The organism is Histidinibacterium aquaticum (assembly GCF_008710275.1).
GTDB lineage: Bacteria > Pseudomonadota > Alphaproteobacteria > Rhodobacterales > Rhodobacteraceae > Oceanicola > Oceanicola aquaticus.
On sequence record NZ_VYQE01000001.1, the window covers coordinates 42,038 to 54,699 of the forward strand.

The 12,662-nt window shown below is 68.6% G+C and carries 16 protein-coding genes; 1 reads left to right on the forward strand and 15 read right to left on the reverse strand.

The genetic code is table 11. The features are described 5' to 3' along the window. Position 1 precedes the first annotated feature (1 nt). The 4 genes from nuoH to F3S47_RS00215 all read right to left on the reverse strand — a co-directional run bounded on the left by nuoH (position 2) and on the right by F3S47_RS00215 (position 4,025). Entirely contained in the window at positions 2-1,042 is a 1,041-nt protein-coding gene (gene nuoH, locus F3S47_RS00200) for an NADH-quinone oxidoreductase subunit NuoH (protein ID WP_150443212.1), read from the reverse strand. Positions 1,043-1,054: 12 nt separating this feature from the next. Beyond that, positions 1,055-1,465, reverse strand: a complete 411-nt coding sequence (locus F3S47_RS00205; protein WP_150443213.1) for a hypothetical protein — start codon at positions 1,463-1,465, stop codon at positions 1,055-1,057. Between the two features lie 5 nt (positions 1,466-1,470). Then, positions 1,471-3,486 (reverse strand): NADH-quinone oxidoreductase subunit NuoG, encoded by a 2,016-nt coding sequence (gene nuoG / locus F3S47_RS00210; RefSeq protein ID WP_150443214.1) that lies wholly within the window; start codon positions 3,484-3,486, stop codon positions 1,471-1,473. A 152-nt stretch (positions 3,487-3,638) separates the two neighbouring features. Next, positions 3,639-4,025 (reverse strand): DUF5333 domain-containing protein, encoded by a 387-nt coding sequence (locus F3S47_RS00215; protein WP_150443215.1) that lies wholly within the window; start codon positions 4,023-4,025, stop codon positions 3,639-3,641. Positions 4,026-4,185: 160 nt separating this feature from the next. Between F3S47_RS00215 and F3S47_RS00220 the strand changes: the two genes are divergently transcribed. Further along, the gene (locus F3S47_RS00220; RefSeq protein ID WP_150443216.1) at positions 4,186-4,431 is read left to right on the forward strand and encodes a hypothetical protein; all 246 of its coding nucleotides are present in this window, start codon (positions 4,186-4,188) and stop codon (positions 4,429-4,431) included. 224 nt (positions 4,432-4,655) lie between these two features. Here F3S47_RS00220 and nuoF read toward each other — a convergent pair whose 3' ends face one another. The 11 genes from nuoF to F3S47_RS00275 form a co-directional block, all read right to left on the reverse strand. Beyond that, positions 4,656-5,942 carry an NADH-quinone oxidoreductase subunit NuoF gene (nuoF, locus tag F3S47_RS00225; protein ID WP_150443217.1) on the reverse strand — a complete coding sequence of 429 codons (1,287 nt, stop codon included), beginning with the start codon at positions 5,940-5,942 and terminating at the stop codon, positions 4,656-4,658. Positions 5,943-5,963: 21 nt separating this feature from the next. Next, positions 5,964-6,182 carry a DUF5337 family protein gene (locus F3S47_RS00230; protein WP_150443218.1) on the reverse strand — a complete coding sequence of 73 codons (219 nt, stop codon included), beginning with the start codon at positions 6,180-6,182 and terminating at the stop codon, positions 5,964-5,966. Next, positions 6,179-6,445, reverse strand: a complete 267-nt coding sequence (locus F3S47_RS00235) for a hypothetical protein (protein WP_150443219.1) — start codon at positions 6,443-6,445, stop codon at positions 6,179-6,181. The genes F3S47_RS00230 and F3S47_RS00235 overlap by 4 nt, the downstream gene beginning before the upstream one ends. After that, on the reverse strand, positions 6,442-7,023 hold the full coding sequence (locus F3S47_RS00240; protein ID WP_150443220.1) for a hypothetical protein: 582 nt from the start codon (positions 7,021-7,023) through the stop codon (positions 6,442-6,444). The genes F3S47_RS00235 and F3S47_RS00240 overlap by 4 nt, the downstream gene beginning before the upstream one ends. A gap of 87 nt (positions 7,024-7,110) precedes the next feature. Beyond that, positions 7,111-7,860, reverse strand: coding sequence for a hypothetical protein (locus F3S47_RS19500; RefSeq protein ID WP_223877665.1), 750 nt, complete (start codon positions 7,858-7,860; stop codon positions 7,111-7,113). Positions 7,861-7,981: 121 nt separating this feature from the next. After that, a complete protein-coding gene (locus F3S47_RS00250; protein ID WP_150443221.1) occupies positions 7,982-9,232 on the reverse strand; it encodes an NADH-quinone oxidoreductase subunit E in 1,251 nt (416 codons plus the stop codon). Positions 9,233-9,321: 89 nt separating this feature from the next. After that, complete coding sequence (locus F3S47_RS00255) at positions 9,322-9,624, reverse strand: hypothetical protein (RefSeq protein WP_150443222.1); 303 nt, start codon at positions 9,622-9,624, stop codon at positions 9,322-9,324. A gap of 162 nt (positions 9,625-9,786) precedes the next feature. Continuing rightward, positions 9,787-11,016 (reverse strand): NADH-quinone oxidoreductase subunit D, encoded by a 1,230-nt coding sequence (locus F3S47_RS00260; protein WP_150443223.1) that lies wholly within the window; start codon positions 11,014-11,016, stop codon positions 9,787-9,789. Next, positions 11,016-11,639: an NADH-quinone oxidoreductase subunit C gene (locus F3S47_RS00265; RefSeq protein ID WP_396279594.1), complete on the reverse strand. Its 624-nt coding sequence runs from the start codon at positions 11,637-11,639 to the stop codon at positions 11,016-11,018. Before F3S47_RS00265 ends, F3S47_RS00260 begins: the two co-directional genes overlap by 1 nt. A gap of 48 nt (positions 11,640-11,687) precedes the next feature. Beyond that, positions 11,688-12,221, reverse strand: a complete 534-nt coding sequence (locus F3S47_RS00270) for a NuoB/complex I 20 kDa subunit family protein (RefSeq protein ID WP_150443224.1) — start codon at positions 12,219-12,221, stop codon at positions 11,688-11,690. After that, positions 12,212-12,577 (reverse strand): NADH-quinone oxidoreductase subunit A, encoded by a 366-nt coding sequence (locus F3S47_RS00275; protein WP_150443225.1) that lies wholly within the window; start codon positions 12,575-12,577, stop codon positions 12,212-12,214. The genes F3S47_RS00270 and F3S47_RS00275 overlap by 10 nt, the downstream gene beginning before the upstream one ends. Between the last annotated feature and the right edge of the window lie 85 nt (positions 12,578-12,662).

The following is a 12,662-nucleotide window of genomic DNA, read 5'->3' on the forward strand; positions in this document are numbered from 1 at the left end:
CTCAGCCTCCAATCGCCCAGCGGGCCCAGAACCCGCCGAGGACCTCGAATTTGGCAAGGAAGGACACCAGCACGACCCAGGCGAGCGAAATGGGCAGGAAGACCTTCCAGCCCAGCCGCATCAGCTGGTCGTAGCGGAACCGGGGCGTGATCGCCTTCACCATGGCGAAGATGAAGAAGCAGAAGAGCATCTTCAGCGCCATCCAGAGCACGCCGTCTGGCAGGAACGGGATGGGCGAAAGCCAGCCGCCGAGGAAGAACACCGACACCAGGGCGCACATCAGCACCACGGCCATCAGCTCGCCGATCATGAAGAGCAGGAAGGGCGTCGAGCTGTACTCGACCTGGTAGCCGGCCACGAGCTCGGATTCGGCCTCCGGCAGGTCGAAGGGCGGGCGGTTGGTCTCCGCGAGGGCCGAGATGAAGAACAGGAACATCATCGGGAAGTGCGGCAGCCAGTACCAGTTGAAGATCCCCCAGTCGCCGTCCTGCGCCATGACGATGGCGCTGAGGTTCAGCGAGCCGGTCGAGATGATCACGCCGATGATGATGAGGCCGATGGAGACTTCGTAGGAGATCATCTGCGCCGCCGAGCGGAGCGAGCCCAGGAAGGGATACTTCGAGTTCGAGGCCCAGCCGCCCATGATGATCCCGTAGACCTCCAGCGAGGAGATCGCGAAGATGTAGAGCACCGCCACGTTGAGGTCGGCCAGCACCCAGCCTTCGTTGAAGGGGATCACCGCCCAGGCGACGATCGGCACGATGAAGGCGATCATCGGCGCGAGGAAGAAGACCGTCTTGTCGGCGCCCGCCGGGACGACGATCTCCTTGACCACGTACTTCAGGAAGTCCGCGAAGCTCTGCAGCAGGCCCCAGGGCCCCACCACGTTGGGGCCGCGGCGCATCTGCACAGCGGCCCAGACCTTGCGGTCGGCGTACATCAGGAAGGCCAGGCTGATGAAGATCGGCAGGATCACCAGCAGGCACTGCCCGAGGACCAGCAGCACGATCCCGAGATTGGTGGTGGTGAAGAACTCGACCATGCGTATGTCCTCTCAGACCGTCGGTACGCCGGCGCGCTCGCAGGTCTCGACCGTGAACGCGGCGTCAATGGTTTGCAGGCCTGCGGGCAGGCCCGGCGAGATGGTGTAAACAGCATCCGCCAGCCAGATTCCACCCTCTTCCTCGACGTTCGTGCGCAGGTGACGGGCGTACTGGTAGCCGCGGATGAGCGTGTACTGCGCCGCGGCGCATTCGGCGTAGAGCCGCAGGTCCACCGGCCCCTCCGCATTGCGCATGGCAACGCGGAAATTGACCAGATCGCCGTCCAGAAGACGTGTCTCGATGCCCTCGTAGACCGGCGGAGGGCCCTCGGGCGCCTCCGCGTCGGGGGCGTCCTGCGGCGCCGCGCCGCAGGCGGCGAGCAGCGGCGCGAACAGCACCGGGGCCAGGGCGAAGCGGCGCATCGCGCTCACTCCGCGGCGATCCGGTCCCCGCCGCGCGCCTTGGCGCCCGCCGCGAGCTCACCCATCAGGGCGGAGGCGCGGGCGATCGGGTTCGTGAGGTAGAACTCCTCGATCGCGTAGGCGAAATCGCCCTCCCCAAGCGAGGTGTCGCCCGCGGGACCGGGCTCGATCGGCTGAAGCTCGTCGAGATCGCCCAGGTGCGGCAGCTCGCCGATGAGCGCCTGCCGCAGCTGCGCGAGGCTGTCGAAGGGCAGAACCTGGCCCACCTCGGCCGAAAGCGCCCGCAGGATCGCCCAGTTCTCCTTGGCCTCGCCAGGTGGGAAGGCCGCGCGCAGCGCCAGCTGGGGCCGGCCCTCGAGGTTCACGAAGAGGCCGTTTTCCTCGGTGTAGGCGGCGGCAGGCAGGATCACGTCGGCGCGATGCGCGCCGCGGTCGCCGTGGCTGCCCTGGTAGATGACGAAGGGACCGTCCGGGATCTCGGTCTCGTCGGCCCCGAGGCTGTAGACAACGTCCGCCCCGTCGAGCGCGGCACCCAACCCACCTTCGGCGTGGCAGCCGGCGTCCAGCGCGCCGACGCGGGCCGCCGCGGTGTGAAGGATCAGCAGCTTGCCGCCCGCGGCCTCGGCCATCTTGCGGCAGGTCGCCAGCACGCCAGCGGCGTCCGGGCCCATGAGCGCGCCCATGCCGAGCACGATAATCGTACCTTCGGTGCCCGACAGGTCCTGCCCGGCCAGCTTCGAGAGCGCCGCCCGGTCCGCGCCGAGCTCGGCCACGTCGTAGGTCAGGTCCACCGGCGCGCCGATCCGGCTCACCGCCGCGCCGCGCAGCCAGGCCTTGCGGATACGGGAGTTGAGCACCGGCGCCTCGGCCCGGGGGTTGCTGCCCACGAGAATGACGTGACCGGCGGTGTCGAGTTCGGCGATCGTGGCGTCGCCCACGTAGCCGGACCGGTCCGACGTGCCGAGCATCGCTCCGTCGACCCGCGCCTCGACCGCCCCGCCGAGCGAGCCCACGAGGCCCTTCAGAGCATAGGCAGCCTCGACCGGGGCGAGATCGCCCACGAGGCCCGCGACCTTCTTCGCGCCCTTCAGCGCCGATGCCGCCTTTCCGAGCGCCTCGGGCCAGGTGGCCGGGCGCAGCTTGCCGTTCTCGCGGATGTAGGGCCGATCGAGCCGCTGGCGGCGCAGACCGTCGATCACGAAGCGGGTCTTGTCGTCGATCCACTCCTCGTTGATGCCGTCATGGTTGCGGGGCAGGATCCGCATGACCTCGCGGCCCTTGGTATCCACGCGGATCGCCGCACCCATGGCGTTCATGACGTCGACGCTCTCGGTCTTCGTCAGCTCCCAGGGCCGGGCCGTGAAGGCATAGGGGCGCGAGACCAGCGCCCCCACCGGGCAAAGGTCGATGATGTTGCCCTGCATGTTGGAGTGAAGGGTCTCGTTGAGATAGCTGGTGATCTCGGCGTCCTCGCCCCGGCCGGTCTGGCCCATCTGGTGGATGCCGGCCACTTCGGTCGTGAAGCGCACGCAGCGGGTGCAGGAGATGCAGCGCGTCATGTGGGTCTCGACCAGGGGCCCGAGATCAAGGTCCTCGGTGGCGCGCTTGGGCTCGCGGTAGCGCGAAAAGTCGACGCCGTAGGCCATCGCCTGGTCCTGCAGGTCGCATTCGCCGCCCTGGTCGCAGATCGGGCAGTCCAGCGGGTGGTTGATGAGCAGGAACTCCATCACCCCCTCGCGGGCCTTCTTGACCATCGGCGAGTTCGTCTTGACGACCGGCGGCTGGCCCTCGGGACCGGGGCGCAGGTCCTTGACCTGCATGGCGCAGGAGGCGGCGGGCTTCGGCGGGCCGCCGACCACCTCGACGAGGCACATGCGGCAGTTGCCGGCGATCGACAGCCGTTCGTGGTAACAGAAGCGCGGGATCTCGATGCCGGCCTCTTCGCAGGCCTGGATGAGGGTCATCGCCCCCGGCACTTCGACCTCTTTTTCGTCGATGACGACCTTGCGCAAATCGGACATGGGGATGGGCCCTTTCGATCGCTCGCTGCGCGCGCCGCCGCTCGCGGGCGCACCCGTTTTGCCGCTACCTATCGCGCACCGGCAGGCAATGCCAGTGGGGAGGCGGCGGCAATCCGGCGAAAAATCGACGCGGGGCCGGGCCCTGCCCGATCCTAGCGCAGAAGCTGGCCGATGGTCGTGCCGGCCGCGATCTCGGCGCGCCCCACGGCGCAGTGGCTCTCGGCGATGCCCTTGACCGCGCCCTTGGCCGCGAGACGGGCGCGGGCCTCGGCCTCCAGCCGGTCGGCCTCCGCGTCGTCGTCGAGGAAGGCCTCGATCTCGGCGCGTGTGTAGCCCAGCTCCAGAGCCGTGCCGCGCAGCTGCTCCAGGTAGGCCAGCCCGCGCAGGAGACGCGCGTCGAGACTGTCGCAGACCTCGCCGATCTCGTAGGCGATTCCCGCGGCGATGAGGCCCTCGCGGATCACCCGTTCTTCGGCGAGCGGTGCGGCCTGGGCGGCGCTCGCGGCCAGGAGGGTCAGGGCGGTGACTGTCTTGCGCATGGATCGTGTCCCGGTCTGCTCTTGTTATGGGCCAGAGATCGGCCCGGGGGCGCGGCTATGCAATAGCAAGCCCCGGCGCTCGGCGGGCAGATGCCGGAACCCGCCCGCCCCGCCGGGGGTTTTTGGGGACGAATTTCCTCGCAACGATCAGGAGGCGCAGATGTCTCTCGTCCGCAGTTTCGTCCGCCGTGCCGCCGTGCTCGGCGTCACCGCCTACCTCGGCGCCAAGTTCCGCAAGGCCATGGACGGCGACGGTCGGTCCCGCGGCTACGATCACCCCCACCCCTCGCCCGACGAGCGCCGCAGCTCGCCGACCCCCGACGGCGAGGACTGGCGCGACTGGTCCGAGCAGGACGAACGGCTCGACGAGACCTTCCCGGCCAGCGACGCGACGGCGAAATACTGACCTGACCCGAGGACGCGGAGCGGCCTGGCGGCCGCGCCTTGCAAGCCCGGTGATCGCCGATGGCGATCTCCGGGCGGCTTCGGGGCGCTGCCCCGCCCGCGGCCCGTGGCCGCGGACTCCCCGGGATATTGGGGCCCAGAAGACAGACAAGCCCCGTCAATCTGGCGGGGCTTGCATAGACATTTCAATGACTTGAGGTGGCGTCCAAATTTGGACGCCCCGGCTTACTCCGCGGCGATGGGGACGCGGCCGGACTTGAGCCTCTCCTCGATCTCGTCCCGGAAGTTGCGGATGAGACCCTGGATCGGCCAGGCCGCCGCGTCGCCGAGCGCGCAGATCGTGTGGCCCTCGACCTGCTTGGTGACCTCGAAGAGCATGTCGATCTCCTCGACCGCGGCCTCGCCCTTCACCAGGCGGTCCATCACCCGCATCATCCAGCCCGTGCCTTCGCGGCAGGGCGTGCACTGGCCGCAGCTCTCGTGCTTGTAGAACTTCGAGAGCCGCCAGATCGCCTTGATGATGTCGGTTGACTTGTCCATCACGATCACCGCCGCCGTGCCGAGGCCGGAGCCCAGCTCGCCGCGCAGGTAATCGAAGTCCATGATCGCGTCCTTCATGTTCTCGCCGCGCACGCAGGGCACGGATGACCCGCCGGGGATCACCGCCTTGAGGTTGTCCCAGCCGCCGCGGATGCCGCCGCAATGGGTCTCGATCAGCTCCTCGAAGGAGATCGACATCGCCTCCTCGACGACGCAGGGATTGTTCACGTGGCCGGAAATCGCGAAGACCTTGGTGCCCGCGTTCCGCTCGCGCCCGAACCCCGCGAACCAGCTCGCGCCGCGGCGCAGGATGGTGGGGACGACGGCGATCGACTCGACGTTGTTCACCGTCGTCGGGCAGCCGTAGAGGCCCGCGCCCGCCGGGAAGGGCGGCTTCATGCGCGGCATGCCCTTCTTGCCCTCGAGGCTTTCCAGCAGGGCGGTTTCCTCTCCGCAGATGTAGGCGCCGGCGCCGTGGGTCAGGTAGAGGTCGAAGTCCCAGCCGGACCCGGCGGCGTTCTTGCCGAGCAGCCCGTCGTCGTAGGCCTCGTCGATGGCCGCCTGCAGCGCCTCCCGCTCGCGGATGTATTCGCCGCGGATGTAGATGTAGCAGGCATGGGCGTTCATGGCGAAGCTGGCGATCAGGCAGCCCTCGATCAACGTGTGCGGATCGTGGCGCATGATCTCCCGGTCCTTGCAGGTCCCGGGCTCGGATTCGTCGGCATTGACCACGAGATAGGCCGGGCGACCGTCGCTCTCCTTCGGCATGAAGGACCACTTGAGGCCGGTCGGGAAGCCCGCGCCGCCACGGCCGCGCAGGCCGGAGGCCTTCATCTCCTCGACGATCCAGTCCTTGCCCTTCTTGATGAGATCGGCGGTGCCGTCCCAGTGGCCGCGCGCCTTGGCGCCCGCAAGGGTGCGGTCGTGCATCCCGTAAAGGTTGGTGAAGATGCGGTCTTCGTCCTTGAGCATGTCCGGTCTCCCGCGGGAACGTCAGCGATTTCGGGTCTTTTGCCAGATGCGGACCGTGACAGCCAGTGCCCAAATGAACGCAGCCAGTGCGACGAGATAGAGCAGGATCTCGTAACGTGGGGGCACCCCGGTCAGGCGGACGAGAAAGGGCGCGAGGATGGCGAGGAGCCCCCCGCCCGCGATGGCGAGCGCCGCCTGGCGGGCCTGCCGCGCGATGTGCCGGTCGTCTTCGTCGCTCATAGGGCCCCGCCCGGGAAGGCCACCAGGGTCACCTCGGCGCTGCGCGCGTGCCGGCCCGGCGGACGGTAGGTGACCTTTGTCTTTCTGGTGGCGGCCGTCTTCGGTGCCGGAGGCGTCGTGGGCCGTATGAGCCCGGCCGCCATCATCGGACCCGCCAGGGCATGACGCCAGAGGACGAGGCCGGGCGCCAGTGCGGCACCGGCGAAGACGGCCGCCGGTGCCATGTGCCTGGCGAGCAGCGGAATCGGGTCGGCGCCGGTCATTGGCCCTCGGCGAGGACCGAGGCCGCCTCGACCCAGCCGCCGCGGCTGGCGCGGCCCGGCGGGCCTTCGAGGTTCTCGTCGATCCAGGCGACCTCCGCCTCGCTCCAGGCGGCGATCTGGTCGAAATGGTGAATGCCGAGCGCACGGAGCTGCTGGGCGAGCTTCGGCCCCACCCCGTTGAGCAGCGTCAGATCGTCCGCGACGCCACCGCGGGGGGCGTCGAGCCCTGGCGGGCGGTGCGGACCCTCGGGTGTCTCCTTGGTTGCCGCCTCGAGATCGGGCGCGGGCTCGGACCTGGCGCCGGGCTGAGCAACCTCGTGGAGGGCGTCGGTGTCCGGCTCGTCCGACGGGACCAGCGGCTCGGGCGTCGCATCGACCGCCACCGCCGCGGGCGTCCGCATCAGCGGGGCGGCACCGCGCAGGGCGAGCATCGGCCCGGCCAGGCTCATGCGCCAGATGTAGCGCTGCATGGCGAAGGCGCCGGCCATGCTCATCGCGACGGGAAGGCCGAAGGGCATCATGGCGGTCGCAGGGATCATTCCGGGAAATGCGGGAGCGGAAGAGCTGGTGGCAGTCATCGGTCGTCACTCCTGGTGATCGCGGACGCCGGGCGGTGGCGCCCGGCTCCGATCCTGACTCAGACGCCGCAGCGCAGCAAGAGCCGCCTAGGGGGTGCCGCCCTGTGAGAGCGTCTTCGCCTGCGAGACCCAGTCGTCGCGCGTCACGCGGCCCCGGAAGCCTTCGAGGTTGTCGTCCACCCAGGCCACCTCCCTGTCGGACCAGTTCGCGATCTGGTCGTAGTGGTAGAAGCCCATGCCGTGCAGCTGCTGCTCGAGCTTGGGGCCGACACCCTTGATCTTCTTGAGGTCGTCCGGGCCGCCGGCCCGGGCGGAAGAAAGCGTCTCCGGCTTGTCGGATTCCTGCGGCGAGAGTCCGCCCGACGGCGTGGCGTCGGCCTCGGAGGCCCCAGCGACGCCCGGAGCGGGTTGCGGCGTCGGGTCGGAGGCGGGTCCGGCCTCGGCTTCCGATGTCCCGGGAGCGGAAGCGGCCGTCGCGCTGGTCGTTGGTGCGGCCGAGGCCCCTTTCGCCGACGAGGACCGCCCGTACTCGGTGCGCGGCGAGAAGGAGCCGCTGCCAGAGCCCCCGGAGCCAGAAGCGCCCGTATTCCCCTGCCCCACCGTGGCGGCGGTCGTCTTGCTGATCGTCTCGCCGCCCATGGGCTGAGACTTGGGGCAGACGACGAGGCTGAGGAAGATGGCGATCCCGATCGCCAGCAGGATCCCCAGGAAGATGCCGCCGGTGACGGAGATGCCGCCGAGAAGCGGCAGCATCACCGCGGCGATCAGGCCCGCCGCGCCGCCTGCGGCCCAGCATCCGGCCTGGCACCTGAGGTGTCCGGTTTGATTCTCCGCCATCGCAAACTCTCCCAGTTAACCGGGCGCCGGCGAGTGGCGGCGCCTCTCTCAGGAGGAGAATAGCGGTTTTGTGGCGTCTGAGAACCGTCTGCGCGTGAGCGGGGCCCGATGGGCCCCTGGCTCAGTTGCGCTTCGCGAGGTCCCGGGCCTGGGAGACCCAGTCGTCCCGCTCGATCCGGCCCTTGAACTTGAGCCGGTTGTCGACCCAGGCGATCTCGCCCGGCCCCCAGGAGGCGATCTGGTCGAAATGGTAGAAACCCATTTCGTTGAGGAGCCTTTCCAGCTGCGGGCCGACGCCCCGGAGCTTCTTGAGGTCGTCCTTGTCGCCCCGCGGCGCATCGAGCGTCTCCGGCTTGACCTCTTCGGTGTCCGGTGCGCCGGGTGCCGGCGTGTCCTCGCCCTCGGCGTCGGCTTCGAGGCGGGCCTCTTCGGCCTTGGCGCCGGTGTCTTCCGAAGGGGCCGTGCCGGCGCGCTCGGCCGGGCGACCGGTCGCCTCGCTGCCAGGCGCCTCGCCGGGAGCTTCGGAGACCTTGTCGCTCGCCTCGCCCCGGTCGCGCGGCGCGGGACCTTCGCCCTTGCGGCGACCGCCCTGCCGGCCGGTCGGACCCTCGGGCCCCAGAAGCTCGTCGCGGGAGGCCTGGCCGGTCGGGGCCGCGCGGCCACCGGCATCGCCCCAGGGCGCCCGCAGCGGCACCTCGGTGCCGTCGATGCGCTTGACCGTGTCACCCAGTTCCTGAGCCAGGGCGACGGAGGCATTGGCGGGACTCTTGTCCGCCTCGTACTCCTTCAGCGAGGTCAGACCCGCAGCAGGCTCGGAGGCATAGCGTCCGGTCTGCGGTCCGGGGGTCGGCACGCGACCCGCGGCAAGCTCGTCGATGATCCAGGCGAGTCTCTCTTCGGTGAGATCCTCGTAGTAGTCCTTGCCGATCTGGGCCATGGGCGCGTTGGCGCAGGCGCCGAGGCACTCGACCTCTTCCCAGGAGAACTTGCCGTCGTCCGACAGAGTATGCGGCGCGGGGGCGATCTTTTCCTTGCAGACCGCCATCAGGTCCTCGGCCCCGCAGATCATGCAGGAAGTGGTGCCGCAGATCTGGATGTTGGCCACCGACCCCACGGGGTGCAGCTGGAACATGAAGTAGAAGGTCGCAACCTCGAGCGCGCGGATGTAGGCGAGCCCGAGCATCTCCGCGACATGTTCGATCGCCGGCTTCGTCAGCCAGCCTTCCTGTTCCTGCGCACGCCAGAGAAGCGCTATGATCGCCGAGGCCTGGCGGCCCTCGGGATACTTCGTCATCTGCGCCTCGGCCCAGGCCTGGTTCTCGGGCGTGAAGGCGAAGCTCTCGGGCTGCTCGGGGTTGAGGCGTCTCAGCATCGGGTCAGGCTCCCAAATCGGCGCTCGGGGCCCGCGCGGGGACCCGGTTCGGCGACGGGGTAGCGCCGGGTGCGAGGGGGGTCAACCTGTCACGCGGTGACGGCGCAGGGCCCGGAGGTCAGTACGAAACCCAGTGGAGAGGTCTCGCGCATTTCCCCGGAGGCGGCGAGGTATTCCGTGATCGCCCGAAGCTTGTTGTCCTCGAACCCCGTGCGGGCTTCGACGATCTCCGCTTCCCGAGGCCCCCCGACGCGACAGCCGGCCTGGGCCACGGCCGAGCGGAAGAGCGCGAGGTCGGCGTCGGTCACGCCCGCCGGACGCTGGGGCGGCTGCGGCGCCGTGGCGCAGGCGGAGACCGCCAGGACGGCGAGCAGGGCTGGAAGCGATTTCATGGTCGGTCCTCCTGGGCTGGCGTCGGGAGAGCCTAGGGCGGGGACCGCAGCGGCGCAATGTCAGCCCCTGCCCTGCCGCGGCAGGACGGGCGACCTCTCGCCGGTGCGGTCCCCTCTATTCCGGCAGCCCGGCGGCGAGCAGGACGCCGGGCGCCTGGACCATCACCGGTCGACTTCGCCGAAGACGATATCGATAGAACCGAGGATGGCCGAGACGTCGGCCAGCTGGTGGCCTTTGCAGAGGTAGTCCATGGACTGAAGGTGCAGGTAGCCCGGCGCCCTGATCTTGGCGCGGTAGGGCCGGTTCGTGCCGTCGGCCACGAGGTAGACGCCGAACTCGCCCTTGGGGGCCTCGACACAGGCGTAGACCTCGCCCTCGGGCACGTGGAAGCCTTCGGTATAGAGCTTGAAGTGGTGGATGAGGGCCTCCATCGAGGTCTTCATCTCGGCGCGCGGCGGCGGCGTCAGCTTGCCGCGGGCCAGCACGTCGCCCATGTTCGCCGGGTCCTTCAGCTTCTCGCAGGCCTGCAGGATGATGCGGCGCGACTGCTCCATCTCGGCCATGCGGACGAGGTAGCGGTCATAGCAGTCGCCGTTCTTGCCCACGGGGATCTGGAACTCGAACTCGTCGTAGCACTCGTAGGGCTGAGCACGGCGGAGATCCCAGGCGAGGCCCGACCCGCGGACCATGACGCCCGAATAGCCGTGATCGAGGCAGTCCTGCTCGGTCACGATGCCGATGTCGACGTTGCGCTGCTTGAAGATCCGGTTCTCGGTGACAAGCTCGTTCATGTCCTCGAGAAACTTCGGAAAGTCCGTCGTCGCCCAGGCGGCGATGTCGTCGATCAGCTTGCTCGGCAGGTCCTGGTGGACGCCGCCGGGGCGGAAGTAGGCCGCGTGGAGCCGCGCCCCGCAGGCGCGCTCGTAGAAGATCATCAGCTTCTCACGCTCCTCGAAGCCCCAGAGCGGGGGCGTCAGGGCGCCCACGTCCATGGCCTGCGTGGTCACGTTCAGCAGGTGGTTCAGGATGCGGCCGATTTCGCAGTAGAGCACGCGGATGAGCTGCGCCCGGCGCGGAACCTCGACCTTGGTCAGCTTCTCGATGGCCAGGACCCAGGCGTGTTCCTGGTTCATGGTGCCGACGTAGTCGAGCCGGTCGAAATACGGCAGATTCTGGAGGTAGGTCCGGCTCTCCATCAGCTTCTCGGTGCCCCGGTGGAGCAGGCCGATATGCGGGTCCACCCGCTCGACGATCTCGCCGTCGAGTTCCAGCACCAGCCGCAGCACGCCGTGCGCCGCCGGGTGCTGGGGACCGAAGTTGATGTTGAAGTTGCGGATCTTCTGCTCGGACGTCTCGACGTCGTCGAAGCCCTTGGTCGGCGTGCCGTCCATCATTGGGACTCCCCTTCCTTCTCGTCCCCCGGAAGGACGTAGTCCGCCCCTTCCCAGGGCGACATGAAGTCGAACTGGCGGTATTCCTGAACGAGCTTCACCGGCTCGTAGACCACGCGCTTGGCTTCCTCATCGTAGCGGACCTCAGTGTAGCCCGTCGTCGGGAAGTCCTTGCGCAGCGGATGCCCGCGGAAGCCGTAGTCCGTGAGGATGCGCCGCAGGTCGGGATGGCCCGAAAAGAGCAGCCCGTACATGTCGAAGACCTCCCGCTCGAACCAGTCGGCGGCGGGATAGACGCCGGTCAGCGAGGGGACCATGTCCTCTTCCCGCACGGCGGTTTTCAGGCGAATCCGGTGATTCCGGTACATCGAGAGGAAGTGGTATACGACGTCGAACCGCTTGGCGCGGCCCGGGTAGTCGACCGCGGTGATGTCCACGAGGGTCGAGAACCGGCAGGTCTCGTCGGTCTTGAGGAAGTCGGCGAAGCCCACGAGGTTCGCGAGCGTCACGTCGACCGTCAGCTCGCCGAGCGTCACGTTCCAGTCGACGACGCAGTCCGAGCGCTTGGCCTCGAGGTACGCGCCGAGCTCTTGCATCGCGGGGGTCAGGGCCTCGTCCAGCATCTCTGTCCGTCCTTCTGGGGCGTCCGGCAAGGGACGCGTGTCGTCTGGCTACCGGGTGATCGTGCCGGTGCGCCGGATCTTCCGCTGCAGCTGAAGCACGCCGTAGAGCAGCGCCTCCGCCGTCGGCGGGCAGCCGGGCACGTAGACATCGACCGGCACGACGCGGTCGCAGCCGCGCACCACCGAGTAGCTGTAGTGATAGTAGCCCCCGCCATTGGCGCAGGAGCCCATGGAGATCACGTAGCGCGGCTCGGGCATCTGGTCGTAGACCTTGCGCAGAGCGGGGGCCATCTTGTTGGTCAGCGTGCCGGCCACGATCATTAGGTCGGACTGGCGCGGCGAGGCGCGCGGCGCGGTGCCGAACCGCTCCAGGTCGTAGCGCGGCATCGAGACGTGCATCATCTCGATCGCGCAGCAGGCGAGCCCGAAGGTCATCCAGTGCAGCGAACCAGTGCGCGCCCAGTTGATGACGTCCTCGGTTGAGGTCAGCAGGAAGCCCTTGTCCTGCAGTTCCCGGTTCAGGTCCTGGGTCGCGACCTCGCGGTCGGGGCCGGCCTGAAATTCACTGGTCGCTACTCCCATTCGAGAGCTCCCTTCTTCCATTCGTAGGCGAAGCCGATGGTCAGGACGGCCAGGAACACCATCATCGACCAGAACGCCGCCATGCTCAGTTCACCGAAGGCGACGGCCCAGGGGAAGAGAAAGGCGATCTCGAGGTCGAAAATGATGAAGAGGATCGAGACAAGGTAGAACCGCACGTCGAACTTCATCCGCGCGTCGTCGAAGGCGTTGAAGCCGCATTCGTAGGCGCTGACCTTCTCCGGATCGGGATTGCGCACCGCGACGATGGCCGCGGCAAGGAGGAAGACGAGGCCCAGCGCGATGGCCAGCCCCAGAAAGACGACGACGGGGAGGTATTCCCTCAGAAACTCTTCCATCCGCGGTTCCTTCGGCTGCTGTCGGGCTCGATCTATCCCCCGCGCCTGCCGGGGTCAACGGGCGCGCCCCTGTGCCGCGCCTCGT